Below are 23,895 nucleotides of genomic sequence, written 5' to 3'. Positions count from 1 at the left end.
CGGTCGCGATGACTCCGCAGCCGGGGCAGCCCGTGACCGGATCACAGGACTCCACCTCGAGCACCAGGCCCGTTGGAGCCTGCGGCACCGCGACCAGGTGGAGGCTTGGGAAGTCGAGGAGAACATCGCACCGGTCGCAGCGATCGAGCGCGTCAGGGCATACACAACTATGGTCGGGCATCGTCGAGGTCCTTGAGATCAGCGGGGTAGAAGTCCGCTCATCATCGGGGACCTCGACGTCTACATCCAGCTACCCGACCCAACCGGCGCGCCCACACTCAACTCTGAAGAGCCAGTAATCGGGGTTCCAGTCGTCCCACCCGGCGTCACCACCGGCCCACGAACATCGCTCCGAGGCTCTGATCCTCCGAGTCACCGAACCCCTCGCCAGCCTCAGATGCCCGAGAAATCAGCGATCCCAGGGTGGTGATCGAGGCTGCAGTGTCCTCCCGCAAGCCACCCCGTGAAAGGCCCCGGAGTCCTCGGACTCCGGGGCCTTTGTCTGGTCCGGCTCAGGCGAACAGCGTCATGACGTAGAGCACGAAGACCATCACGTGACCGGCGCCGTGCAGCGCGGTGGCCCGCCCGCCGAAGAACGTGGTCACGGTCAGCAGCAGCGAGATCCCCAGCAGCACCAGATGCGCGGGGGCAGCGGCCAGGACCACGTCCTGTCCTGTGAGCAGCCCGATCACGAGCACGGCCGGGATCGTCAGGCCCACGGTGGAGACCAGGGCGCCGTGGCACAGGTTCGAGACCCGCTGCATCTCGCCGGCCAGGGCCGCCCGCAGCGCGGTGATCGTCTCCGGCAGGAACACGATGGCGGCGATCACCAGCCCGGACAGCTCCGCCGGGGCCTGCAGGCGCGCGAGCGCCTCGTCCAGCAGGGCAGCCATGTGGTGCGAGAGCAGCACGATCGGCACGACGGCGGCCACGAGCACCAGCGCTCGGAGCATGATCTCGGCGCGATGCGCCCGCAGCACCTCGGTGATCACAGCGCTCGAGGCAGCTGCGGCGGGGAGCTCCGGGTCCGAGGAAGCGCCCGGCTCCTGGAAGTCAGCGCGCTGGGGTCCCATCTGCCGCTGCAGGAAGTACGCGTAGAGCACGATCGTCATGGCCGCCACGAGCACCGCCTGCGCGCCGGTGTACGCGCCGTCGTCGCCGATCAGTCCCGGAAGGGCGAAGGCCGTGGCCGCCAGCACGATCAGCAGCGTCAGGTAGGCGGAGACCCCGGCGCGATTGGGTCGCAGTCCTCCGTGGCGTGCTCCCCCGACGGTCAGGCACAGACCGATCACGAGGTTGAGGATGATCATCGACACCGCCATGACCGAGTCGCGAGCGATGCTCGCGTGCTCGCCGGGGCCGAGCATGACGGCCGAGATGAGGATGACCTCGATCAGCACGACCGACAGCGTCAGCACGAGGGTCCCGTAGGGATCCCCCAGCCGTTGGGCCAGGTGCTCTGCCTGCTCGACGACGCCTGAGGCGCAGACCAGGATCACGACGATGATGCCCGTCAGCAGCGCGGTCAGTGCGGCCGCGGGAAGGTGCCCCGTCAGAAGGGGCTGGGCCAGACTCAGCGCGAGATAGGCGCCCCAGCCCAGCAGCAGGCGCAGGATGACGGCGGGGCGCAGGACGCTGCGCAGGGTCGAGGACGGTGGGCTCATGCGGACGAGGCCTCCTGTGCGGGGCCGTCCCCGCTGCAGGCCGCTGGTGATGCGGGTCGTCCCGCGGGCGTCTGTGGGCGTCTGTCGATTCCGAGCATCGATCCTAGTCGTCGATCGCCCGGGGGGCTGTCAGCGGGGTCACCGCCCGGAGTCACCCCCGCGGTCGGACCCGCTCACTGCCGATCGATGTCATCGGGCTCCCATCCGTGGGCCGTGCGCACCGCATTGGCCGCCAGCGGGATCTGATGCGAGGCGGATTCCAGGATGTGCATGAGGTAGCCGCCGGTGTTCGGCAGCGCGATGACGTCCCCCACCGCCACTCCGTCGGGGAAGACGATGCGCCGCTTGAGGATCAGCTCGGCCTCCACGCAGTAGGCGCCCACCAGGAAGGCCTCGATCGGCCCCGCCCAGGGGTCGACGGGCGACTCCGATCCTGCGGGATCGGAGGCCAGCGCGCCTTCGTCGTGCTGCGGACCGGGAACGAGCAGCGGGTCCACCAGGAAGTCGGCGGACGTCGAGCGGCACTGTGTGCGGTTCATCTCCAGCCCGACGATCGGCACGCCGTCGCTGGTGCGCTTGCGGAAGGCCACTCGGGCCAGGGTCATGCCGCAGCCGTCGAGCATCGCTCGGCCGGGCTCGCAGCGCAGCTGCAGGCCGCGGGCGCGCAGGGCATCGGCCACCGTGGCCTGCGCGCCGAGGCCGTCGTGCTCCGCCCCGACGACGCCGTCGTCGTCTCTGCCGGAGGCGAGGTCGGCGTCGAGGACCTCGCCCAGCCAGGGCCCGCGCGTGAGCTTCTGGTGATAGGGGTACAGCTCGCGCGCTCCCCCCAGCTGCGGACCGTCGGGGCCCTCCTCCCGACGCAGTCCCAGGCCGTCACCGCGCCAGGTCAGCGATTCGTCGCCGCTGAGGACGGCCTGCTCGTGGGTCCGCCAGAACGACTCCCACGGCTCGGGGTCCTCGAGATAGGACATGGGCACGCCGCCGCCCATGTCGATCCAGGCCGGCTCGTGTCCGCGCTCCCGGAGGGCATCGACCAGCGACACGGCCTGGCGCAGGCCCTCGCTGCGATCGCCCGGATCGTAGCCGTGCAGGTGGAAGTGCACGCCGGTGACCGCCAGCCCCGACTCGCTCACCGAGCCCCCTGCGCCGCCGAGCTCGGCCAGCCACGTGCTCGCCGACTCCCCGAACCGGGTCGGCGCGATCCCCCGCCCCGGCTCCGGCGCCAGCCGCAGACCGATCCCGACGGGGGCGGTCCCGGCCGGACGCCCGGCGAGGACTCGGCGCAGAAGGGCCAGCTCATCCCGGTTGTCCACGACCACGGTCGCACCGGAGCCCACCGCCAGCCGCAGCAGCGGCTCCGGCTTGATCGCCGCCGTCACCACGATGTCCTCTCCCGGCACCCCGCGCTCGAGGACCTGGCGCAGCTCTCGCTGGCTGCCCACGTCGATCCCGTGGCCGAGCTCCCGCGCCCTGTCCACCACCGCGAGCATCTTGTTCGCCTTGCGCGCCACGAACACGCGCAGCTCGACCCCGCGCTGGTCCGCCGCACGGATCAGCTCCTGCGCATTGGCCTCCAGCGGTCCCGGGTCCAGCAGGTTCACGGGGCTGCCGTGCTCGGCCTGCAGGTCCTGGCACGCGACGGGATCGCCTACCAGCTCCTGCATCCAGGGCTCGAGGCGGCCCGGCAGCGCGGGGCTGCCGTGGGCGCGAGAGCGCAGGGGGTCGTCGATCGGCGGGGTGGCGGTCATGGCTCTCCTGGGAGGGGTCTCGATCATCCGCTGTGCCCACAGCTGCGGCTGGGGATGCAGGGCTCGGTTCAGCGTGTCATGGCCCAGCACGACGTCCTCGGTGGGCCGCCCGAGCACCGACAGCCCGGGGACGAGGCGACCGGCGACATCCACAGCGGCCGCCTCGCGCGGGATGCGGCAGCCGCGGCGCCCCGGCGGGATGCTGAGCACACCGCGCTGCACGAGCCCGTGCAGCAGCGGATCCGTCGCCGAGATGCCCGGCGGGGCCAGCACGGCATCGACGACGACGTCCGAGCCCGGGGACGACGACCCGCCGGGGGCCCGCAGCCGGCCGTCGGCGCCGATCTGCGCACCCGTATCCAGGCTGGACAGATCCACGATCCCGGCCTCGACGAGGGCTTCGAGCCGCCGCGCGCTGCGCAGCGGCGGTCCGAAGGCCCACCGCTCGAAGCGCACTGCCGCCGCGCGGAGCTCTGCCCACTGCTGCGGCGGGATCTGCGCGAAGCTGATCCGCTGCACGATGGCCGGGTACAGCAGCGACCACGCCCGCCCCAGCACCCACGCCGGGCCGCCCGGCTCGCGGCCCTGGGCCACGGCGATCCCGCGGCGAAGGGACCGCGCCGCGGCACTGCGCGCAGCCGCACTCGAGGTCTGCGCGTCCCGCGCCGCCTCGTCCTGGGGATGCTCCGGCTCCCGGCCGCAGCGAAGAGTCTCCTCCACCGCGGCGACGATGCCCTCCGGTACCGGCGAGCGCAGCGGGCCGCAGCCGTCCTCGGACTCCGGCTGCCGCTCGCGCAGCAGGAGCCGCTGCGCCGTGCGCTGCACGGCCCCCAACAGCGCCGACACGTCCGAGGCGTCGAGGACCTCACGGCGGCCGGCTGCGAGGATCTCGGCGCGCACGCCCTCCTGCAGCGCCCCGGCCGGTGCGGAATCGGGATCCGGCTTGGCATCGAGCAGCGCTCCGCTGCGTCCCGTCGGGAGGATGACCGCGGGCTCCCGGCCGCTGGGCCGGTAGTGCAGACGGCCGCCGGAGCCCTCCTCGAAGCGACCGCCGCGTCCCTCGCTCAGGCTCAGCGCCGCGTCGATGAAGGTCAGCGCAGCGCCGCGCACCACCACGCGGGATCCCGGGGGCACGGCCTCTTCGCTCAGCCGCTGCGGGGCGGGGTACACACCGCCGATCAGCGGCACGGGGCCGACCCACCCGTGCGCCAGGGCGGCTGGGTGATCCGAGGCGTGGCCCGTGGCCAGCAGCACCTCGTCGTACGGGCCGTGCCAGAGCGGGCCGGAGCCCCCTGCGCGCCGCGCAGGCTCGATCCGCACCTCCCACGCGCGCGGCTCCAGCGCAGGGCGGCGCAGCTGCTCGGCGCGGCCGCGGAGCACCCGCACCCGGGTCCCCTCGGGCAGTGCCGCGGCCACCTGCGACCACGCGTGCTCCAGGTAGTCTCCGATCAGCGCCCGGGGCGGGTAGTCCTCGGCGGCATCGTCCCGGCCCTGTTCGAGCGCCCACTGCCGGAAGGGCTGCACCACGCGGTCCTCGGCCCCCGGCTCATGGGCGTCGACGATCCCCGCCGTGACGTTCAGGCGCAGATGCCGGGGCTGGCGCGGGTCGTAGGCCGCGCCGGTGCCCGGTCGCTCGGAGGGGTCCACGATGTCGATCCGGACCTCCCGCGGACCGTCGCCGCGGCCGGCTGCTCGCAGCCGTCTGCCCAGGGAATCGAGTGCGCTCAGTGCCTTGGGACCGGCTCCGATCACCGCCAGCCGCAGGATGCCCTCAGCCACGCGTCCGCTCCTGGAGAGCCTGCACGGCCTCCTCGACCTGCTGCGGGGAAGCTCCCAGGACGGTGCTCACCCACTCGTCATCGTAGATCGTGTCCAGGTAGGGCATGCCGCCGTCGTGCACGAGCATGGCGATCCGGGCTTCGTCCGGGCGCTGCGGCAGCAGGGAGGCCACGGCGTGCACGACCGCCCCGGTCGAGGCCCCGGCCAGGATGCCCTCGCGCCTGGCCAGCAGGCGCGCGCCTGCCACGCACTCGAGCTCGCTGACCCGCAGCACCTGATCGGGCTGGACCCGAAGCGACAGGTCAGTCACGAATCCGGCGCCCATCCCCGGCAGGCGTCGTGCCCCGGCCGTCCCGCCGAACAGCACGCTGCCCTGCGCGTCCACGGCGATCACGCGGGTGCGCATCCCGTGCTCCTGGATGTAGGAGGCGCAGCCGCCGATCGTGCCGGTCGTGGAGCAGGCCGCGACCACGTCGTCGACGCGGTGCTGCATGGCCTCGGCGATCTCGCGCATGGTCCCCTCGCGGTGGGCACCCGCATTCGCCGGATTGCCGTACTGGTGCAGGTTCACCGCCCCGGGGATCTCCCGCAGCAGCTGCTGAACGCGGGCCAGCCTGGCGGTCAGCAGGTCGCCCGTGGCCGGATCCGGATGCTCCACGAGCTCGATCCGTCCGCCCAGCGCTCGGATGGCCGCGATCGTCGAGCGGTTGGCCCGGGTGTCCACGACGCACACGAACTGCACGTCGTGCGCCGAGCACGCGCGGGCCAGGGCCATCCCCAGATTCCCGGAGCTGGACTCAACCACGGTCCCGCCGGGGGCCAGTCGCCCGGAGTCCAGCGCATCGCGCAGCATGGCCAGTGCCGGACGGTCCTTGGCGCTGGCCCCGGGATTCAGGGACTCGACCTTGGCGAGCACCTCGGCCGGATGGCCGTCGAACAGCCGGGACATGCGCACCAGCGGGGTGCCGCCCACGGCCTGGGCGATGTCATTGAGGATGGGGGCAGGCTCAGAGGTCATGGCCCTAATCTGGCACACGGACCTGGGAACAGACAGCAGGCTGATGGACGGAGCCGGACCGTGCCCGATCCGGTGGACCCCCGGTTCCGGTGGGCGGCCGGCTCGCCCGGTAGGATCGGGGCCGCCGCCGTGCACGGCCGCCCCACCGTCCCGCCAGCTCCAGGAGCCCCTGCATGTCCGTCCGCCCCGTCGTGATCACCGGCGATCCCGTCCTGCACCGCCCGGCCGCCAAGGTCACGGAGTTCGACGACTCGCTGCGCGAGCTGATCGCCGACATGCACGAGACCATGGACGCAGCCCACGGCGTCGGCCTGGCCGCCCCTCAGATCGGTGTGGGTCTGCGGATCTTCACCTTCGTGTTCGACAACGACGATGACGCCCCGAACCGCGGGGAGATCATCAACCCGGTGCTCACGGTCGGGAAGATCTCCGAGCAGCGTCCGGACCCCGATGAGGAGGCCGAGGGCTGCCTGTCCGTGCCCGGCTACAGCTTCCCGCTCAAGCGGGCCGAGTGGGTGCGCATCGCCGGCTTCGACCCGCACGGCCAGCCGATCGCCTGGGAGGCCACCGGCTGGTTCGCCCGCGTGATGCAGCACGAGTACGACCATCTGGACGGCAAGCTCTACGTCGACCGCCTGGACGAGAAGTGGTCCCGCAAGGCTAGGAAGGCTCTGAAGGGCGAGGGCTGGCGCGAGGCCGGGAACACCTGGACCCCCGGCATCGACGAGGACCCCTTCGGGCACTGACCCGCCCTGTCGCAGCGGCGGTCTCCCGAAAGGCCCCTGCCGGAAGGCAAGAGGAGCAGGTCGGCTCAGACCCGACGTACCCCGCGCCGCCACCGCAGCACGGCACCGGCGAACAGCGCCGCGAAGAGCCCCAGCACCACCACCCCGGACCACTCGAGCGACAGCGCATCCGTCCAGGTGAAGGCGGTGACTCCCAGCTCCCCGAGCAGACTCATCAGCCCCAGCACGCCGATGACGGCGGCGAAGCACACGGAGACCGCGGTCATGACGATGTTGTATCTCAGCTTCCGCTCGGGCCGCTCCAGAGCCCAGCGGTAGGCCAGGGCCATGAACATCCCGTCGGCGGAGTCCAGCAGGCACATGCCGGAGGTGAACGCCAGCGGGAGCAGCAGCACCACCCACCACGGGACGCCTGCCGTGGCGCCCCCGGCGGCCAGGATGAGCAGGGAGACCTCGGTCGCAGTGTCGAATCCCAGTCCGAAGAGGAACCCGACCGGGTACATGTGCCACGGCCGGTCCACCCGTCGCAGCGCGGGCCGCAGGATCCGGGACAGCGCACCAGCGGCTCCTGCCGGGTCGCTCTCCTCGGCTCGGCGCGAGGCTCGGATCAGCGTGCGCAGAGTCCGCAGGTTGATCGCTGCCAGCACCACCAGCGTGATCCCGGAGAAGGCAGCGCCCCACACGCCCAGCGCAGTGCGCACCGGGGAGTCTCCTGTCAGGCCCACCCACCGTGCGGAAACGACCACCAGCACCGCGGCTGCGAACACCACGGTGGAGTGTCCCAGGGCGAAGTACATGCCCACGGACTGAGGGGTCCGATGCCCGGACTGCAGGGCGCGGGTGGTGTTGTCGATCGCGGCGATGTGATCCGGATCGAAGGCATGACGCAGGCCCAGGACATAGGCGGTGAGCAGCAGCCCTCCCGTGAAGGCGCTGCCGAGATCCCCCAGCCCCCAAGCGGCCGCGACGCCGCCGAGGAGCAGCAGATGCAGGCCTGAATTCACCCCGATGACCTGACGCGAGATCGGCGGGGCGACAGGTTCGGCGAGCGCACGGGGCGCCGGGGCGATCGGCATGGCCGACAGCGTAGACCCGGATGTGGGATGTCCAGACGCGCCCGCCTCCCCCTCCCTGAACCGCCAGCCCGCGCTCAGGATCCGGACAGGATCAGGAGCGGCCCATGATCCTCCATGCACAGCTCGACGGCGCCGTGCTCAGGCTGCGGGCAGCACCACCGTGAGCTGACCGGGGCGCTTGCCCTGCGGCTCCTCCAGCTCCACGCGCCACCGGGTGCCGGCCGCCTCGGCGAGCTCCTGGGCCGTCTCGACGCGGCGGCCCTGGGCGACCTGCTCCAGCACGTGACGCGCCAGCTCCCCGCGAGTGTGCTTGGCGAAGTGCGAGACGACCTTGCGCTGGCCGTCGTCGGAGACAGTGACTGCGCGGACGGCCACGGTGGTCTCTGACGGGGCGGCGAAGGCTGCCGAGTACGCCGAGGAGCGGCAGTCGATGATCAGCTGCCCCTCGGCCTTCGGACCCAGCGCCTCCCGCAGCCGCGGCTTCCAGAACGACGACAGCTTCACCGGCTCGCGCTTGCCCAGCCCCCGCAGGGCAGTGCCCATGGACAGCCGGTAGGCGGGGATCCGATCGGTGGGCCGCACCGCACCCCACAGGGCCGAGATCACCACCACGGAGTCCTCCGCGACCCGGCGCTGCTCGGCGGTGAGCGACTGGGCCCCGAGCGCGTCGTAGAGCACCCCGGTGTAGATCTGCAGCGCCGGTGCGGCCGGTTCGGTGCGCAGCGACAGGTTGCGCTGCACCTCCGGTGCGAGCGAGGCCCCCACGCCCAGCGCCTCGAGCGCATTGCGCTGCCCGCTCACCTTCTCGAGAGCCGCCAGGACTCTCAGGCGGTCGTCGTCGAGCTGCGGCAGCGACAGCTCCTGCAGCTGGACCGGGTCCCCGGAACCGGGCCGGGTCTTGGTCTCGGAGGGCGGCAGCAGGATCAGCATCCGAGCATGCTATCGGCCGCAGACGGGTACAGTGGTCGGCTGGACAGGACGGCCGGGTGATCGCGCGGCGCCATGTGCGCCTCGAGGAAAGTCCGGGCTCCGCAGAGCAGAACGGTGGCTAACGGCCACTCGGGGAGACCCGCAGGAAAGTGCCACAGAGAGCAGACCGCCCACGGCACGCCGTGCGGTGAGGGTGAAAGGGTGGTGTAAGAGACCACCAGCGCACCGGGCGACCGGTGCGGCTAGGCAAACCCCGTTCGGAGCAAGGTCAGACAGGGTGCAACAGGGCTGCTCGTCCTGCATCCGGGTAGGCCGCTCGAGCCCATCGGCAACGATGGGCCTAGATGGATGATCACCGCCGTGCCCCGGGCGACCGGGCACGTGCACAGAACCCGGCTCACAGGCCGTCCTGTCCCTCGACATCCCCGCTCCGGCACCTCCGCAAGCGCTCTCAGGGCACCAGGATCGCGCCGCAGTCGGCGCAGGCGGCCACCGTCTGCGGATCGGCTTCCAGGGCCGAGACCTCCGCGGGGCTCATGGGGCTGCCGCAGGCTCCGCAGGCCGAGGCCTGACGACGCGCCGCCGCGATCTTCTCCCGTCCCGTGCCGCCGCCGCGGATCCGCTCGTAGCGCGCCACCAGCTGATCGTTGCCCACGGCGAGCACTGCGTCCTGCCGGCCCTGATCCAGCCCGGCCAGCTCCTCCCGCAGCTGCTTGCCGGACTCCTGAGCCGCACCCACGCGCGCGCGGGCATCGGCATCTGCGGCCTTGAGCCGCGGCATCAGCTCGTCGCGCTGGGATTGGAAGGCGGCCAGCTCCTGATCGGCGCGCTCGGCCCCGGCACGGGCCTTCTCGACCTGCCCGGTCAGCGATTCGATCTGCCGGGTCTGGGCCGAGACCTGCTTGGCGGATCCGCCGGCATCGCGCCGGGCACGCTCCGTCTCGAGCCGGGCGAGGAGGCCATCGACCTTCTGATGGGCGGCGTCCCGGGCGCCCACCAGCTCAGCGCCCCGGGCCTGCAGCTCCTTGGCCCTGGCGACGGCGGCGCGCTGGCGCTTGAGGGACTCCACGAGCTCGGGCTCCTTCTGAAGCACCGTGAGCCGCTCGCGCAGGGTCGCAGCGCGAGAATCGCGGGACTGCAGCGCCAGCAGCGCCTCGAACTGCTCGGGGGCGGCGGTGGTCATGATGCGACTCCTGTCGATCGGCTCGGCTCCCACACGTCCTGCGGGGGCTCGTGCGGGCTGGGCACCCGGAAGTCCCAGGGGTCGCTGCGACGCCCCGAGACCCGGACCTCGGCCCGGAACCCGCGCGCGGAGAGCTCCTCCTGCAGCGCGGCCGCGCCCACGGGCAGCCACAACCACTCGCTGGCCGCGTGCGAGAGGTCGATCAGCGCCGGTGAGCCGTCGCCGGTCAGTGCGGTCTCACGCGCCTCCGAAGCCGGGTGATGGCGCAGATCGGCGGTGACGTAGACATCCGCCTCGGCACGCCGCACGGTCTCGAACAGAGAGTCCCCCGAGCCGCCGCACACCGCCACGCGGCGGATCATCCGGTCGGGATCCCCTGCCACGCGCACGCCCTGGGCGGTCGGCGGGATCACGGCGGCCAGCCGCTGGGAGAGCTCGACGAGGCGCACGGGCTCGTCCAGGTCGCCCACACGGCCGATCCCGATCTCCGGATCCTCCGACGACGGCTCGAGGGGCTGCATCCGCTCCACGCCGCAGGCGCGCAGCAGGACATCGGAGACGCCGTCGCGCGCGGCGTCGGCATTGGTGTGGCAGGCCAGCAGCCCGATCCGGCGCTCGATCAGCTCGTGGAGCACCCGTCCCTTGTAGGTGTCAGCGGCCACCGTGGACACCCCGCGCATCAGCAGCGGATGGTGCGTCAGCAGCAGATCCGCCTCCGTCTCCACGGCCTCCTGGACGGTGGGCGTCACCGCGTCCACGGCCATCAGGATCCGGCGCACGGGGGCCTCCGGTCGCCCCGCGATCAGCCCCGAGGCATCCCAGGACTGCTGCGTGCGCAGCGGCCACAGCCGATCCGCGGCGTCGACGACCTCTGCCAGCGTGGGGATCTCGCTCATGGCACCGAGTCTAGGAGGAGACGACGACAGCGCGCCCGGCCGGTCGGGACCTCACCGCTGGGACCCTCCCGAGGCCGGATCGGCAGGAGGTCGAGCGCAGGAATACCGAGGCCGCGAGGAAGGTTCCACCGACCATGACCACCACGACCTACGTCCTGGGCGCCGGCTGCTTCTGGTGCCTCGACGCCATCTACCGCAAGACCCGCGGCGTGAGCGACGTCGTCTCCGTCTACACCGGCGGCCATGTGAGCCACCCGACCTACGAGCAGGTCTGCTCCGGTCAGACCGGCCATGCCGAGGCGGTGGCGGTGAGCTTCGAGCAGGAGGTCGTCTCCCCCGAGATCATCCTGGATCTGTTCTTCACCTCGCACGATCCCACGAGCCTGAACCGCCAGGGAGCGGATGAGGGTCCGCAGTACCGCTCGTCGATGTTCTACGCCGACGAGCAGCAGCAGCAGCTCTTCCAGGAGGCCATCGAGCGGATGGCCCCGAACTTCGAGCGCCCGATCGTGACCACGCTCGAGCCGCTGGGCACCGTCTGGGAGGCCGAGCCGGTCCACCAGGACTTCTACGCCCGCCAGCCCTATAACGGGTACTGCCAGTTCGTCATCAATCCCAAGCTGGCCAAGGTCCGGCAAGGTTACGCAGAGTTTCTGACCACCTCGTGACTCGCAGGCGCCGCGGCCTCGGCCGTTAGGCTCGAGCAGAGTCCGATCGCCCCGCACACGGATGCCGTCTCACCGCGGCTGCCAGGGCACCGCAGATCCCCTTCGGAAGGAATCATCATGGGCAAGATCCACGACAACGTCACCCAGCTCATCGGCGGCACCCCGCTGGTGCGCCTCAACGAGCTCGACAAGGACCTCCCCGGCAACGTCGCCGTGAAACTCGAGTTCTACTCCCCCGCACACTCCGTCAAGGACCGCATCGGCCGCGCGATCGTCGACGCCGCCGAGGCCTCCGGCGAGCTGCGCCCCGGCGGCACCATCGTGGAGGGCACTTCCGGCAACACCGGCATCGCCCTGGCCATGGTCGGGGCGGCCCGCGGCTACAAGGTCATCCTGACCATGCCGGAGACCATGTCCACCGAGCGCCGCGCCATGCTGCGCGCCTACGGTGCCGAGATCGTCCTGACCCCGGGTGCCGACGGCATGCGCGGGGCGGTCGAGAAGGCCCGCGAGCTCGTCGAGTCCTCGGACAACGCCATCCTGGCCCGCCAGTTCGAGAACGAGGCCAACTCTAAGGTCCACCGCGAGACCACCGGCCCGGAGATCTGGGAGGACACCGACGGCCAGGTCGCCGTCTTCGTCGCCGGCATCGGCACCGGCGGCACCATCACGGGCGCCGGCTCCTACCTCAAGTCGCAGAACTCGGATGTGCGCGTGGTCGCCGTCGAGCCAGCCGACTCCCCGATCCTCACGCAGGGCAAGGCCGGCCCGCACAAGATCCAGGGCCTGGGCGCCAACTTCGTCCCGGACGTCCTGGACCGCGAGGTCTACGACGACGTCTACGACGTCGAGGTCGACGACGCCGTCCGCGTGGCTCGTGAGCTCGGCACCAAGGAGGGCATCCTCGGCGGCATCTCCACCGGCGCGAACGTCTTCGCGGCGCTGGAGGAGGCCAAGAAGGAGGAGAACCGCGACAAGCTGATCGTCACGGTGGTCTGCGACTTCGGCGAGCGCTACATCTCCACCGTCCTGTACGAGGACATCCGGGGCTGATCCCCGCAGCGACCTCGGACCGCGCCGAGCACCGGCGCGGTACGGTCCCGACGGACCCGCGTGCTCCCCTCCCTGCCTTCGACGGGGTCGACGAGCGGCGGGTCCGTCGCCTTCCCCGACCTCCTGCGATCTCCCCTCGGTCCCTGCCGGCCGGGACGGATGCCGCTGGACCCACCGCCCCGCCGGGTTCCGCCCGCCCGGTGACGCTTCGATGAGGAGATCCGTGAGCTTTCTCAGCAGACTGCGCGAGGACATCGACACCGCGCGCGCCTTCGACCCCGCCGCCCGCTCGGACGTCGAGATCGTCGTGAACTACTCGGGGCTGCATGCCATCTGGCTGCATCGCCTCTCGCATCGGCTCTGGGAGCGGGAGCAGACCAAGGGCGCGGCCCGCACGGTCTCCCAGATCGGGCGCTTCCTGACCGGCGTGGAGATCCACCCGGGCGCCACCATCGGGCACCGGTTCTTCATCGACCACGGCATGGGGATCGTGATCGGCGAGACCGCAGAGATCGGCGATGACGTCATGCTGTATCAGGGCGTGACCCTGGGCGGCACGTCGCTGGCCAAGGTCAAGCGCCACCCCACGATCGGCGACGGCGTGACAGTGGGCGCCGGCGCCAAGGTCCTGGGCGACATCGAGATCGGCAGCGGCTCGGCCGTGGGCGCCAACTCGGTGGTCGTCAAGGACGTCCCGGAGGACTCGGTGGTCACCGGCATTCCCGGCAAGGCCCGAGCCCGCACCCCGGACAAGCAGGAGCCGCTGGTGGATCCGGCCGCCTACATCGATCCGGCCATGTGGATCTGAAGTCTTCCGGTTCACGACGACGGCCCCGGGCTCTCGCTCACGAGAGTCCGGGGCCGTCGTCGATCCGACTGCCGGAGCCCGAGGGCCCCGGCGGCTCGGGTCAGCTGTCGATCTCGGAGCGGTCGCTGCTCCACAGCGTGTGGAAGGCACCTTCGGAGTCGGTGCGCAGGTAGGTGTGCGCACCGAAGTAGTCTCGCAGTCCCTGGGTCAGGGCGGCGTTGGAGCGGGGGCGGCGCAGGCCGTCGTAGTACGACAGCGACGAGGCGAAGACCGGGGCCGGGATGCCGCGGTTGGTGGCCTCCACGACCACGCGGCGCCACGACGGCAGGTACTCGGCGATGACGTCGCGGAAGGCCGGTGCGAACAGGAGGTTGCGCGGGGCGGTCTCCTTGTCCTTGTAGGCGGCCATGATGTCCTCGAGCAGCTCGGCGCGGATGATGCAGCCGGCGCGCCACAGCGAGGCGATGACGTCGAGCTGCAGGTCCCAGTCGTGCTCGGCCGAGGCCGCATCCAGCATCTCCAGGCCCTGGGCGTAGGCCACGAGCTTGGAGCAGTACAGGGCGCGGCGGACGTCCTCGATGAAGGCGGCGTCATCCACGGTGCCAGGCTCGGGGACCCCTGCGGCCAGGGTCTCCTGGGCCTCCAGGCGGGTCTCGCGAGCCGTGGAGGACAGGGCCCGGGCGAAGACGGACTCGGCGATGCCGGTGACCGGTGAGCCCAGCTCGAGGGCGGCCTGCACGGTCCAGGTGCCGGTGCCCTTCATGGCTGCGGCATCCACGATGACGTCGACCAGGGGCTTGCCGGTGCGGGAGTCCACCTGCTTGAGGACCTCGGCGGTGATCTCGATCAGGTAGGAGGACAGCTCGGTGCTGTTCCACTGCGTGAAGATCTCGGCCTGCTGAGCCGGCTCGATGCCGCCGACCTGGCGCAGCAGCTCATAGGCCTCGCCGATGACCTGCATGTCGGCGTACTCGATGCCGTTGTGGACCATCTTCACGAAGTGCCCGGCGCCGTCGGTGCCGATCCAGGCGCAGCAGGGCTTGCCGTCCCCGGGGGCGTCCGCGGCGATGGACTCGAGCATGGGGCCCAGGGAGTCGTAGGACTTCCGCGAGCCGCCCGGCATGATCGACGGGCCGTTGAGCGCGCCCTCCTCGCCGCCGGAGACACCGACGCCCACGAAGTGCAGGCCCTTCTCCGCAAGCGCCTGCTCGCGGCGGATGGTGTCCGGGTAGTGCGAGTTGCCGCCGTCGATGATGATGTCGTCCTCGTCCAGCAGCGGGACGAGCTGCTCGATCACGGAGTCCACAGGGGCGCCGGCCTTGACCATGATGAGGATGCGGCGCGGCTTCTCGAGCGAGTCCACGAGCTCCTGCATGGTCTCGGTGCGGATGAACTCGCCCTCGTCGCCGTGCTCGGCGATCAGGGCATCGGTCTTGCCGACCGAGCGGTTGTGCAGGGCCACCGTGTAGCCGTGGTGCGCGAAGTTGCGGGCGAGGTTGGCGCCCATCACCGCGAGTCCGGTGACGCCGATCTGAGCTTTCTTCTCTGAAGTCATGGGCCTCAGCCTAGTCCGGGGGCCGGACAGCCCTCCATGGGTACTGCTTGTTGCCCCCGCCCGGATCTGTCGCGGCACAGCGCCGCCGGCTTAGCCTCAGCAGATGGATGAGACACAGGCCGCGCGCCTGCCCGACGGGCCACGCGGGCGGCGCCTGTGCTTGGAGCTGGCGGAGATCCTCTCCGAAGAGGTGGCCCTGCTCGTATGGGAGCTCGCAGCACGGCTCGATCCGAACCGAGGCACCTGGCAGATGATGCCGCTCCTGGAAGCCGGCTCGGATGCTGCGAGCGCACCGCAGGAGCTGCGGGCGGTGCAGGATGTGCAGGAGGCCAGCATTCCTGCGCTGATCTCGGGGCTCGGTCGGGTGCCCCTCGGGAGCCTGTCACCGACGAGCACCCAGAAGGCCTTCGGCGCCGCGGTCGATGCTGCGCGGTACTGGCAGGAGCCCGATGGCGAGGATATGCTCGTAGCCGATCCCTCGATCCAAGCGGCGCTGCGCCCCCTGGCCCACGAGCTGACGGTGGTTCCCGAGCTGAGCTGGTGGAGCCAGGATGCGCTCCGGCAGCAGAGGCTGATCGCATGGGATGACCCCGATGTCTCGCCCGGAGGCCAGGGGCCCAGCCTCCAGGAGTGGGCCCGCTCCACCCGCGCCGAGGAGCTCCAGGCCCAGTGGGACAGGCCCGCGGACCCGCAGGCGAACTTCTCCGGGACCTGGTGGTCCACGCCGGTGATCTCGCGGCGCTCCACGGTCGGGCGAATCCACTGGAGGTCAGGGCCTCCCGCCGCCACGACTGGTATCGCACCACCGGGATGGTGGGGCCGTGGGTGATCCCGGATTGGAGCACCGTGGCGCAGGAGGCGGATGCCGTCCACCTCCCAGCCGTCGCCTACCTGGAGCTCGCCGGACGCACGCCGCCGCTGGGCGACGGCCGATGGACGGTGATCGCCGGCTGGGATCCCGACGACGGCCGCTGGCGCCGCGGGTGAGGACTCCGTGCCTGGGCCTGCGAGCAGGTGTGGGCCCTGCCGGGATCGAACCGACGACACCTGCGGTGTAAACGCAGTGCTCTGCCAGCTGAGCTAAAGGCCCTGGATGTGGCGGCATCGGGTGGACGACTTCTGCAGCCGTCAGCACCCGATGCTGACGCAGATGTTACCCCCGAGTCGGCTCTTATGTGACGCTCTGACAACGATTCCTGATGCGGAAGCTGGTGTCTTCCATCACGTCGGCTGTGAAGACGTCCTCCTGGCCCTGGGCCCCTCAGGGTCGACGGCCGCGTGCGCCCTCGCTCAGCGGGGCTTCGGCTGCGGCCAGGAACTCCGCGACCTGCGCGTCGATCTTGACCGAGGCATCGGCATCCGAGCGGGTCTGGCCGTGGTTGACGATCACCACGGGGATGCCCGCTCGCACAGCCCGGCGCACGAATCGCCGCGCCGAGTGCACGGTCAGCGAGGTCCCCAGCACCAGCAGGGCCTGAGCGAGCTCGGTCTGATGCCAGGCGGCGGCGACGTCGTCGGGATCAGCGCTCTCGCCGAAGAACACCACGTCCGGCTTGACCACGCCCCCGCAGACCGGGCAGTCCGGCACGCGGTAGGCGTCGCCGGCATAGGCGACCTCGGCATCGGCGTCCGGGGCGAAGTCGATGTCGGCGGGATCCGCCGAGGCCGCTGCGGCCTCGGGGTTCAGCGCGTCGAGCCGATCCGACCAGACAGTCCGTGGGATGAGCGTTGCGCAGTCCATGCAGCGCACGCGGTCGTAGCGCCCGTGCAGGTCGATCACGCAGCGCGAGCCGGCGCGCTCGTGCAGCCGGTCGATGTTCTGGGTGATGACCGCCCGCACTGCTCCGGCGGCTTCGAGCCGGGCAAGGCTCCGGTGCGCGGCGTTCGGCTCGGCGCGCTGCAGGTTCCGCCACCCGATCTGGTTGCGCGACCAGTAGTGCGCTCGGCGCTCGGGCGAGCCCGTGAACTCCTGGAAGCTCATGGGCTGGCGCGGCTGGGCGTCAGGTCCGCGGTAGTCCGGGATCCCGGAGGCCGTGGACATGCCCGCGCCCGAGATGACGAGGGCCTCCCGCCCGGCCAGCTGCTCGAGGGCGGCCGGAAGCCCGGCTTCGAGGCTCAGAGCCTGCGGATCGGGGAACAGGTCCGGCTCATCGCGGGGGCCGTATCCGGCCCGCAGGATGCGGACAGGAGGGCTCACGCGGTGGGTGCCGGCAGCTTGGCCAGCGCCTCGCGATAGCGCTCGACGGGCCTCTGCGAGGTGATCTCCGAGGTGAAGCGGTCGAGCACGATGCCGTCGGCATCGATCAGGAAGGTCGTGCGGCTGGCCATGCCGGTGGTCTCGTCGAACACGCCGAAGGCGCGTGCGGTCTCGCCGTGGGGCCAGAAGTCGGAGAGGAGGTCGAACTCCAGGGACTCCTCGCGACTGAAGGCCTTGAGGACGTACTGGGAGTCCGTGGAGACCGCCAGCAGGAGGGCATCGGCCTCCTGGACCTCATCCATCATGTCCTGCAGCTGGCACATCTCCCCCGTGCACACTGAGGAGAAGGCGAACGGATAGAAGACCAGCGCCACGGGCCGGCCGAGGTGCTCAGCGAGCGTCACGGCCTCCCCGTACTGGTTGTTCAGCGTGAAGTCGGGCGCGAACTGGCCGATCTCGATCATGGGTCTCACCTCGCCGCGTCCGGGATCGGCCGAGACGGCCGACTCCGGTGCAGATCATCGTGGGTCTGGGGGTCCGTGCAGCGGCGCGGAGGCCGCCTGCTCGTCAGTGATTGCGCTTGGGCGCCAAGCGCAGCGCGGTCCAGTCCTCGCTCACGCCTGCACGCGAGGTGGTGTGCAGTCCGGCCGTGGAGCTCGAGGACTCGACGTCCGCGGGGCTGACATGGCCGTCGCGACCGGGCTTGGGCGTGAGGAGCCAGACGGCTCCGCCGGTGTCGAGCTGCGTCTGAGCGTCGACCAGCGCGTCGATGAGGTCGCCGTCTCCGTCGCGCCACCACAGCAGCACGGCATCCACGACATCCTGATCGTCCTCGTCGAGCATCTGCGACCCGATCAGGTCCTCGATGCGATCCCGCAGATCGAAGTCGACGTCGTCGTCGTAGCCGAACTCCTGCACGATGGCGTCCTCAGGCAGCTTGAGCTCGCTCATCGCGTCGTCTGCGGCGGCCTTGGCCTCGCCCACGTCACTCTCCTTCACCGGGCCCTCCCGCCGGGGGGTGCACCGAAAGACATGCCGCTCAGTCGCGGCCGTTTGTGCTGCCGGATCGCAGGACGCGGCCCGGCCCTCAACGCAACACAACACCTGTTGGCCGCTGCGTGCAAGGCGACTGGCAACCAGAGCCCGTCATTGGCGCTGCCAGCGAACCCGTGACGACGGCTGCGAGCCCACCCGGCCCGACTGTGACCAGAGACGCATGGCAAGTCCCATGACAGGAGGTCAGGGCGTGGACGCACGAGACGGCAGAATGTTGGATGATGGTCTGAGGACTTCCGGCGGGGCGCGCCCCAACATCCGGCGCAGCTGCCGCCAGGACCGCCGCCGCACTCGACGAAGAGAGGTTGATCGTGGCATCCGAGAGCAACAATCACATCCTGAGCGGGCTCACCAGCCAGCTGACCGACTCCAACACGGAGGAGACGGAGGAGTGGGTCGAGTCCCTGAGGGACCTCGTGAAGACCCAGGGCACCGAACGCGCGCAGTACATCATGCGCGCCCTCCTGCAGGATGCGGGCGCCCAGGGCGTCGGCGTCCCCATGGTCACCACCACCGACTACATCAACACGGTGCCCGTTGACCAGGAGCCGGACTACCCCGGCGACGAGGAGATCGAGCGCCGCTACCGCGCCTACATGCGCTGGAACGCCGCGATGATGGTCCAGCGCGCCCAGAAGCCGGAGATCGGCGTGGGCGGGCACATCTCGTCCTTCGCCGGCGTGGCCACGCTCTACGAAGTCGGCCAGAACCACTTCTTCCGCGGCCCGGATCATCCCGGCGGCGGCGACCAGATCTTCTGGCAGGGCCACTCCTCCCCCGGCAACTACGCCCGCTCCTACCTCGAGGGCCGTCTCAGCGAGGAGGACCTGGACGGCTTCCGCCAGGAGAAGACCAAGGAGGGCCATGCGCTGTCCTCCTACCCGCACCCGCGCATGATGCCGGACTACTGGCAGTTCCCGACCGTCTCCATGGGCAACGGCCCCATGGACGCGATCTACCAGGCCCAGTTCAACCGGTACCTCGAGAACCGCGGCATCAAGGACACCTCCGAACAGCACGTCTGGGCCTTCCTGGGCGACGGCGAGATGGACGAGCCCGAGTCGCGCGGCGTGCTGCAGGCCGCCGCCAACGACAAGCTCGACAACCTGACCTTCGTGGTGAACTGCAACCTGCAGCGCCTGGACGGCCCGGTGCGCGGCAACGGCAAGATCATCCAGGAGCTCGAGGCGTTCTTCCGCGGTGCCGGCTGGAACGTCATCAAGGTCATCTGGGGCCGCGAGTGGGATGAGCTGCTGAAGAAGGACAAGACCGGCAAGCTCGTCCAGATCATGAACCAGACCCTGGACGGCGACTACCAGACCTACAAGGGCGAGTCGGGCGCGTTCATCCGCGACCACTTCTTCGGCCAGACCCCGGAGACCAAGGAGCTCGTCGCGGACCTGTCCGACGACGACCTCTGGAACCTCAAGCGCGGCGCGCACGACTACTTCAAGATCCATGCCGCCTACAAGGCCGCCATGGAGTTCAAGGGCCAGCCGACCGTCATCCTGGCGCAGGGCGTCAAGGGCTACGGCCTGGGCCCGCACTTCGAGGCCCGCAACGCCACGCACCAGATGAAGAAGCTGACCGTGGAGGACCTCAAGGCCTTCCGCGATCACCTGCGCATCCCCATCGAGGACGAGCAGCTCGAGGACCCGTACGACGCCCCGTACTACCACCCGGGCATGGACTCCCCCGAGATCCAGTACATGCTGGAGCGCCGCAAGGAGCTCGGCGGGTTCCTGCCCGAGCGCCGCCACGAGCAGAAGGAGATCACCCTTCCCTCGGACAAGGCCTACGCCTCGGCCAAGAAGGGCTCCGGCAAGCAGCTGGCCGCCACCACCATGGCGCTGGTCCGCACGCTCAAGGACCTCATGCGCGAGAAGGACTTCGGGCACCGCATCGTCCCGATCGTCCCGGATGAGGCCCGTACGTTCGGCATGGACTCGTTCTTCCCCACGGCCAAGATCTACAACCCCAACGGGCAGAACTACATGCCGGTGGACCGCGAGCTGATGCTGTCCTACAAGGAGTCCGCACAGGGCGTGATCCTGCACCCGGGCATCAACGAGGACGGCGCCACGTCGCAGTTCCTGAACGCGGGCACCTCCTACGCCACTCACGGCGAGGCGATGATCCCGTTCTACCTCTTCTACTCGATGTTCGGCTTCCAGCGCTCCGGCGACGTCTTCTGGGCGGCCGCCGACCAGCGGGCGCGCGGATTCATCATCGGCGCGACCGCCGGGCGCACCACGCTGACTGGCGAGGGCACCCAGCACGCGGACGGCCACTCCCCGATCCTGGCGAACACCAACCCGGCCGTGATCACCTACGACCCGGCCTACGGCTACGAGATCGCCCACATCGTCAAGCGCGGCATCGAGCAGATGTACGGCACCGCCGATGAGGATCACGACGTCATGTACTACCTCACGGTGTACAACGAGCCGATCCAGCAGCCGGCCGAGCCGGAGGACGTCGATGTCGAGGGCATCCTCAAGGGCATCTACCACCTGAAGGCCTCCGAGCAGGAGGGCCCCCGCGCCCAGCTGCTGGCCTCCGGCGTGGCCGTGCCCTGGGCGCTCGAGGCCCAGAAGCTGCTGGCCGAAGACTGGGGCGTGTCCGCCGACGTCTGGTCGGTGACCTCCTGGACCGAGCTGCGCCGCGATGCCATGGCCGCGGAGAAGGACGCGTTCCTGAACCCGTCGGAGGGCGTGCGCACGCCGTACGTCACCCAGGCGCTGGCCGGTGCCGAGGGCCCGATCATCGCCTCGACGGACTACGCCTCCGAGGTCCCGGACATGATCCGCCAGTACGTCCCGAACGATTTCGCCACGCTGGGCGCGGACGACTTCGGCTTCGCGGACACGCGTGCCGGTGCCCGTCGCTGGTTCCACATCGACTCGCACTCGATGGTGGTGCGCGCTCTGCAGATGCTGGCCAAGCAGGGCGAGGTCGACTCGGACGCCCCTCAGAAGGCGATCGAGAAGTACGACCTGCTCAACCCGAACGCCGGAACCTCCGGCAACGCGGGCGGCGACGCCTGATCAGCTCAGGCGACGGCAGTCGGCAGGAGGCCCGGGGCGCTCGCCCCGGGCCTCCTGTCGTATCCTGGCCGTCATGGCGAAGGACACCTCGACGGACTCCGATTCCCGCTCCGGCGGCGCGCTGCTCGGCGGGAGCCGGTGGATCCGCGGCGCCAAATCGACCGGCGGCAGGTCTGCGCGCTCGTCCCGACGCAGCGCGTGGCGCGCTGAGCCCATGCCGGGACGCAAGACCCTCGACCGGGTCCGCGCCAACGTGGCGCCGCTGTCGGATGTGGCGATCGACCGGCTGGGCGAGGACCTGCCCTGGTTCGCCGAGCTGCAGCCCAAGGACCGCTCCGAGCTCGGGCTGATGGCCCAGCGCGGCATCGCCGGCTTCGTGACCTGGTGCGAGGATCCGGAGGACGAGAAGTTCCTCCTCACGATGTTCCGCGAAGCGCCCACGGATCTCACCACCGCGATCTCCCTGCACCAGGCCCTGCAGGTGCTGCGCGTGGTGGTCGACGTCGTCGAGGAACGGGTCCCCGAGCTGGCCACGGGAAGCGACGCCGCCGTCCTGCGCGACGGCGTCCTGCGCTTCTCCCGCGACATCGCCTTCGCCGCCGCCGACATCTACGCCCGTGCCGCCGAGAACCGCGGCTCCTGGGATGCCCGCATGGAGTCCGTCGTCGTCGACGGCCTGCTCAGCGGCGAGCGCAGCGAGACCCTGCGCTCCCGCGTGGCCGCCCTGGGCTGGGACTCCAAGGGCCCGGTCACGGCTGTGGTCGGCAGCAGCCCCGAGCAGACCAGCCCGGCCGTGGTGGCCCGCATCCGACGCGTGGCCACCCGGCACGCCTCGGATGCGCTCGTGTCCATCCAGGGCGATCGCCTCCTGCTGATGCTCGCGGACATGCAGCGCACCGACCGCGCCCTGGCCCGGCTCGCCGCCCTGTTCGGCCCCGGCCCGGTCGTCTACGGGCCGGAGGCCGACTCGCTGTTCTCGGTGGTCGCCTCCTCCGAGCCGGCTTCCGCCGGGCTCGAGGCAGCCCATGCCTGGCCCGCCGCCCCGCGCCCGGTGCACTCCGAGGAGCTGTGGCCAGAGCGCCTGATGACCGGGGACCTGCTGGCCCGCGCGGCGATCGTGGAGCAGATCCACGCGCCGCTGGCGGCCTCGACCACCGGGCTCGAGGAGACCCTGTCGACCTACATCTCCGTGGGCCACTCCCTCGAGGCCACCTCGCGCGAGCTCTACGTCCACGCCAACACCGTGCGCTACCGCCTGCGGCGGATCACTGACCTCACCGGCTGGGATCCGCTCGTGCCCCGCGACGCGTTCGTGCTGCACTGCGCGCTGGTGGCCGGCCGGCTCGCCTCCAGCTCCGCCGCGCGCAGCGGCCCCGGCGCAGCTGGAGGCCCCGCACAACCGTCCCGACCGGCGCGCCGGAGCCCGGGCGAGGCGCCGTCGCAGGCCTTGTAGGGAGTCGACAAAGCTCCGACGGGGCCTTCGTGCGAGCCGCAGGTCGCTGCGCGTTCCGCGATCTGGTGGAATTCACGGGTGATTGCGATCCTCTGCCCAGGACAGGGCGCCCAGAAGCCAGGAATGCTCGCCGAGTGGCTGCCGCTGCCCGGCGTGCGGGAGCACCTCGAGCGGCTCTCCCGCGGTGCCGACCTCGACCTCATCCACTACGGGACCGAGGCCGATGCCGAGACCATCAAGGGCACTGCGGTCGCCCAGCCGCTGATCGTGGCGGCCGGGCTGGTGGCCGCGCGCCTGCTGCGCAGCGAGCTCGACGGCCGCGACGACCTCCTGTTCGCCGGCCACTCTGTCGGCGAGATCACCGCCTCCGCCCTGGCCGGCGCGCTGAGCGAGGACGACGCCATGAGCTTCGTGCGCACCCGAGCCACCGCCATGGCCCAGGCCGCCGCCGCCACGCCCACCGGCATGTCCGCGGTCCTCTCCCCGCAAGAGGACGTCATCCGCGAGGCCATCGAGGCCGCCGGACTGACCCCGGCCAATGCCAACGGCTCCGGGCAGATCGTCGCCGCCGGCTCGCTCGAGGCCCTCGAGGCCTTCGCCGCGAACCCGCCGGAGCGCTCGCGCGTGGTCCCGCTGAAGGTCGCCGGCGCCTTCCACACCGACTACATGGCCCCTGCCCTGGAGCCGCTGCGCGAGCTCGCCGGGTCGCTGTCTCCGCAGGACCCCGCCTCGGTCCTGCTCTCCAACCGAGACGGCCGGGCCGTCGCCTCCGGGCAGGCGAACCTGGAGTCCCTCATCGAGCAGGTCTGCCGCCCCGTGCGCTGGGACCTGTGCATGGAGGAGATGAAGCGCCGCGAGGTCACCCAGCTCATCGAGCTGCCGCCCGCGGGTACGCTCGTCGGACTGGCCAAGCGCGCCATGCGCGGCGTGCCGGCCATGGCCGTGACCTCGGCCGAGGCCCTCGAGGACGCGCGCAGTGCGCTGTCCTGAGCCCGCGGCCGCGCACCGGTCCACCCAC

Annotated in this window: 20 protein-coding genes, 1 tRNA gene and 1 other RNA gene; 10 read left to right on the top strand and 12 right to left on the bottom strand. The window is 71.0% G+C overall.

Annotated elements, in window-relative coordinates; translation table 11 throughout:
• Nucleotides 1-512: 512 nt before the first annotated feature.
• The 3 genes from OVA15_RS02790 to sbnA form a co-directional block, all read right to left on the bottom strand.
• Nucleotides 513-1,664, bottom strand: coding sequence for a calcium:proton antiporter (locus OVA15_RS02790; protein ID WP_268142920.1), 1,152 nt, complete (start codon nucleotides 1,662-1,664; stop codon nucleotides 513-515).
• 173 nt (nucleotides 1,665-1,837) lie between these two features.
• Nucleotides 1,838-5,191: an FAD/NAD(P)-binding protein gene (locus tag OVA15_RS02785; protein WP_268142918.1), complete on the bottom strand. Its 3,354-nt coding sequence runs from the start codon at nucleotides 5,189-5,191 to the stop codon at nucleotides 1,838-1,840.
• Nucleotides 5,184-6,209, bottom strand: coding sequence for a 2,3-diaminopropionate biosynthesis protein SbnA (gene sbnA, locus OVA15_RS02780; RefSeq protein WP_268142916.1), 1,026 nt, complete (start codon nucleotides 6,207-6,209; stop codon nucleotides 5,184-5,186). The genes OVA15_RS02785 and sbnA overlap by 8 nt, the downstream gene beginning before the upstream one ends.
• A 173-nt stretch (nucleotides 6,210-6,382) precedes the next feature.
• Here sbnA and def point away from each other — a divergent pair, with 173 nt between their 5' ends.
• Complete coding sequence (gene def, locus OVA15_RS02775) at nucleotides 6,383-6,955, top strand: peptide deformylase (RefSeq protein WP_006215117.1); 573 nt, start codon at nucleotides 6,383-6,385, stop codon at nucleotides 6,953-6,955.
• A 65-nt stretch (nucleotides 6,956-7,020) separates the two neighbouring features.
• Here the strand turns inward: def and OVA15_RS02770 are convergent, their stop codons facing one another.
• On the bottom strand, nucleotides 7,021-8,031 hold the full coding sequence (locus OVA15_RS02770) for a HoxN/HupN/NixA family nickel/cobalt transporter (RefSeq protein ID WP_053447209.1): 1,011 nt from the start codon (nucleotides 8,029-8,031) through the stop codon (nucleotides 7,021-7,023).
• Nucleotides 8,032-8,169: 138 nt separating this feature from the next.
• Nucleotides 8,170-8,961, bottom strand: a complete 792-nt coding sequence (locus OVA15_RS02765) for a YaaA family protein (protein ID WP_053447208.1) — start codon at nucleotides 8,959-8,961, stop codon at nucleotides 8,170-8,172.
• Between the two features lie 44 nt (nucleotides 8,962-9,005).
• On the opposite strand from OVA15_RS02765, the gene rnpB reads away from it, so the two are divergent.
• Nucleotides 9,006-9,377: RNase P RNA component class A (rnpB, locus tag OVA15_RS02760), an RNA gene on the top strand.
• A 35-nt stretch (nucleotides 9,378-9,412) separates the two neighbouring features.
• On the opposite strand, the gene OVA15_RS02755 is transcribed toward rnpB, so the two are convergent.
• Nucleotides 9,413-10,144, bottom strand: a complete 732-nt coding sequence (locus tag OVA15_RS02755) for a zinc ribbon domain-containing protein (protein ID WP_268142913.1) — start codon at nucleotides 10,142-10,144, stop codon at nucleotides 9,413-9,415.
• Complete coding sequence (locus tag OVA15_RS02750; protein ID WP_006215113.1) at nucleotides 10,141-11,040, bottom strand: Nif3-like dinuclear metal center hexameric protein; 900 nt, start codon at nucleotides 11,038-11,040, stop codon at nucleotides 10,141-10,143. Before OVA15_RS02750 ends, OVA15_RS02755 begins: the two co-directional genes overlap by 4 nt.
• A 134-nt stretch (nucleotides 11,041-11,174) precedes the next feature.
• On the opposite strand from OVA15_RS02750, the gene msrA reads away from it, so the two are divergent.
• The 3 genes from msrA to epsC all read left to right on the top strand — a co-directional run bounded on the left by msrA (nucleotide 11,175) and on the right by epsC (nucleotide 13,569).
• Nucleotides 11,175-11,708, top strand: a complete 534-nt coding sequence (gene msrA / locus OVA15_RS02745) for a peptide-methionine (S)-S-oxide reductase MsrA (RefSeq protein ID WP_268142910.1) — start codon at nucleotides 11,175-11,177, stop codon at nucleotides 11,706-11,708.
• Between the two features lie 117 nt (nucleotides 11,709-11,825).
• Complete coding sequence (gene cysK, locus OVA15_RS02740; RefSeq protein WP_268142908.1) at nucleotides 11,826-12,761, top strand: cysteine synthase A; 936 nt, start codon at nucleotides 11,826-11,828, stop codon at nucleotides 12,759-12,761.
• Nucleotides 12,762-12,984: 223 nt separating this feature from the next.
• On the top strand, nucleotides 12,985-13,569 hold the full coding sequence (gene epsC / locus OVA15_RS02735; RefSeq protein ID WP_006215110.1) for a serine O-acetyltransferase EpsC: 585 nt from the start codon (nucleotides 12,985-12,987) through the stop codon (nucleotides 13,567-13,569).
• 100 nt (nucleotides 13,570-13,669) lie between these two features.
• On the opposite strand, the gene gndA is transcribed toward epsC, so the two are convergent.
• Nucleotides 13,670-15,124: an NADP-dependent phosphogluconate dehydrogenase gene (gndA, locus tag OVA15_RS02730; RefSeq protein WP_053447205.1), complete on the bottom strand. Its 1,455-nt coding sequence runs from the start codon at nucleotides 15,122-15,124 to the stop codon at nucleotides 13,670-13,672.
• A 103-nt stretch (nucleotides 15,125-15,227) separates the two neighbouring features.
• On the opposite strand from gndA, the gene OVA15_RS02725 reads away from it, so the two are divergent.
• Entirely contained in the window at nucleotides 15,228-15,953 is a 726-nt protein-coding gene (locus OVA15_RS02725; RefSeq protein WP_268142906.1) for a hypothetical protein, read from the top strand.
• Nucleotides 15,950-16,111, top strand: a complete 162-nt coding sequence (locus tag OVA15_RS02720; protein WP_268142904.1) for a hypothetical protein — start codon at nucleotides 15,950-15,952, stop codon at nucleotides 16,109-16,111. The genes OVA15_RS02725 and OVA15_RS02720 overlap by 4 nt, the downstream gene beginning before the upstream one ends.
• A gap of 30 nt (nucleotides 16,112-16,141) precedes the next feature.
• Here OVA15_RS02720 and OVA15_RS02715 read toward each other — a convergent pair.
• The 4 genes from OVA15_RS02715 to OVA15_RS02700 form a co-directional block, all read right to left on the bottom strand.
• Nucleotides 16,142-16,214 (bottom strand) — tRNA-Val (locus tag OVA15_RS02715).
• Nucleotides 16,215-16,385: 171 nt separating this feature from the next.
• The gene (locus tag OVA15_RS02710; protein ID WP_144421620.1) at nucleotides 16,386-17,321 is read right to left on the bottom strand and encodes a Sir2 family NAD-dependent protein deacetylase; all 936 of its coding nucleotides are present in this window, start codon (nucleotides 17,319-17,321) and stop codon (nucleotides 16,386-16,388) included.
• Nucleotides 17,318-17,785, bottom strand: coding sequence for a peroxiredoxin (locus OVA15_RS02705; RefSeq protein WP_006215105.1), 468 nt, complete (start codon nucleotides 17,783-17,785; stop codon nucleotides 17,318-17,320). Before OVA15_RS02705 ends, OVA15_RS02710 begins: the two co-directional genes overlap by 4 nt.
• Before the next feature lie 103 nt (nucleotides 17,786-17,888).
• Nucleotides 17,889-18,305: a DUF3052 domain-containing protein gene (locus OVA15_RS02700; RefSeq protein WP_006215104.1), complete on the bottom strand. Its 417-nt coding sequence runs from the start codon at nucleotides 18,303-18,305 to the stop codon at nucleotides 17,889-17,891.
• Nucleotides 18,306-18,688: 383 nt separating this feature from the next.
• Here OVA15_RS02700 and aceE point away from each other — a divergent pair, with 383 nt between their 5' ends.
• The 3 genes from aceE (at nucleotide 18,689) to OVA15_RS02685 (ending at nucleotide 23,867) form a co-directional block, all read left to right on the top strand.
• Nucleotides 18,689-21,424, top strand: coding sequence for a pyruvate dehydrogenase (acetyl-transferring), homodimeric type (gene aceE, locus OVA15_RS02695; RefSeq protein ID WP_204783055.1), 2,736 nt, complete (start codon nucleotides 18,689-18,691; stop codon nucleotides 21,422-21,424).
• Between the two features lie 73 nt (nucleotides 21,425-21,497).
• Nucleotides 21,498-22,877 (top strand): PucR family transcriptional regulator, encoded by a 1,380-nt coding sequence (locus tag OVA15_RS02690; protein WP_268142901.1) that lies wholly within the window; start codon nucleotides 21,498-21,500, stop codon nucleotides 22,875-22,877.
• 78 nt (nucleotides 22,878-22,955) lie between these two features.
• Nucleotides 22,956-23,867 (top strand): ACP S-malonyltransferase, encoded by a 912-nt coding sequence (locus tag OVA15_RS02685; RefSeq protein ID WP_268142899.1) that lies wholly within the window; start codon nucleotides 22,956-22,958, stop codon nucleotides 23,865-23,867.
• Nucleotides 23,868-23,895: the final 28 nt, after the last annotated feature.

Origin of the sequence: Kocuria sp. SL71 (assembly GCF_026672465.1) — a bacterium.
In the GTDB taxonomy this organism is placed as follows: Bacteria; Actinomycetota; Actinomycetes; order Actinomycetales; family Micrococcaceae; genus Kocuria; species Kocuria palustris.
The sequence above is the reverse complement of the archived record's forward strand: the minus strand, read 5'-3'. Positions and strand labels throughout refer to the sequence as shown.

Coding starts and splice junctions, on each gene's coding strand:
- def (WP_006215117.1), top strand. CDS start 6,383: ATGTCCGTCCGCCCCGTCGTGATCACCGGCGATCCCGTCCTGCACCGC.
- OVA15_RS02790 (WP_268142920.1), bottom strand. CDS start 1,664: ATGAGCCCACCGTCCTCGACCCTGCGCAGCGTCCTGCGCCCCGCCGTC.
- OVA15_RS02765 (WP_053447208.1), bottom strand. CDS start 8,961: ATGCTGATCCTGCTGCCGCCCTCCGAGACCAAGACCCGGCCCGGTTCC.
- gndA (WP_053447205.1), bottom strand. CDS start 15,124: ATGACTTCAGAGAAGAAAGCTCAGATCGGCGTCACCGGACTCGCGGTG.
- cysK (WP_268142908.1), top strand. CDS start 11,826: ATGGGCAAGATCCACGACAACGTCACCCAGCTCATCGGCGGCACCCCG.
- OVA15_RS02770 (WP_053447209.1), bottom strand. CDS start 8,031: ATGCCGATCGCCCCGGCGCCCCGTGCGCTCGCCGAACCTGTCGCCCCG.
- OVA15_RS02755 (WP_268142913.1), bottom strand. CDS start 10,144: ATGACCACCGCCGCCCCCGAGCAGTTCGAGGCGCTGCTGGCGCTGCAG.
- msrA (WP_268142910.1), top strand. CDS start 11,175: ATGACCACCACGACCTACGTCCTGGGCGCCGGCTGCTTCTGGTGCCTC.
- sbnA (WP_268142916.1), bottom strand. CDS start 6,209: ATGACCTCTGAGCCTGCCCCCATCCTCAATGACATCGCCCAGGCCGTG.
- OVA15_RS02750 (WP_006215113.1), bottom strand. CDS start 11,040: ATGAGCGAGATCCCCACGCTGGCAGAGGTCGTCGACGCCGCGGATCGG.
- OVA15_RS02690 (WP_268142901.1), top strand. CDS start 21,498: ATGGCGAAGGACACCTCGACGGACTCCGATTCCCGCTCCGGCGGCGCG.
- OVA15_RS02705 (WP_006215105.1), bottom strand. CDS start 17,785: ATGATCGAGATCGGCCAGTTCGCGCCCGACTTCACGCTGAACAACCAG.
- OVA15_RS02725 (WP_268142906.1), top strand. CDS start 15,228: ATGGATGAGACACAGGCCGCGCGCCTGCCCGACGGGCCACGCGGGCGG.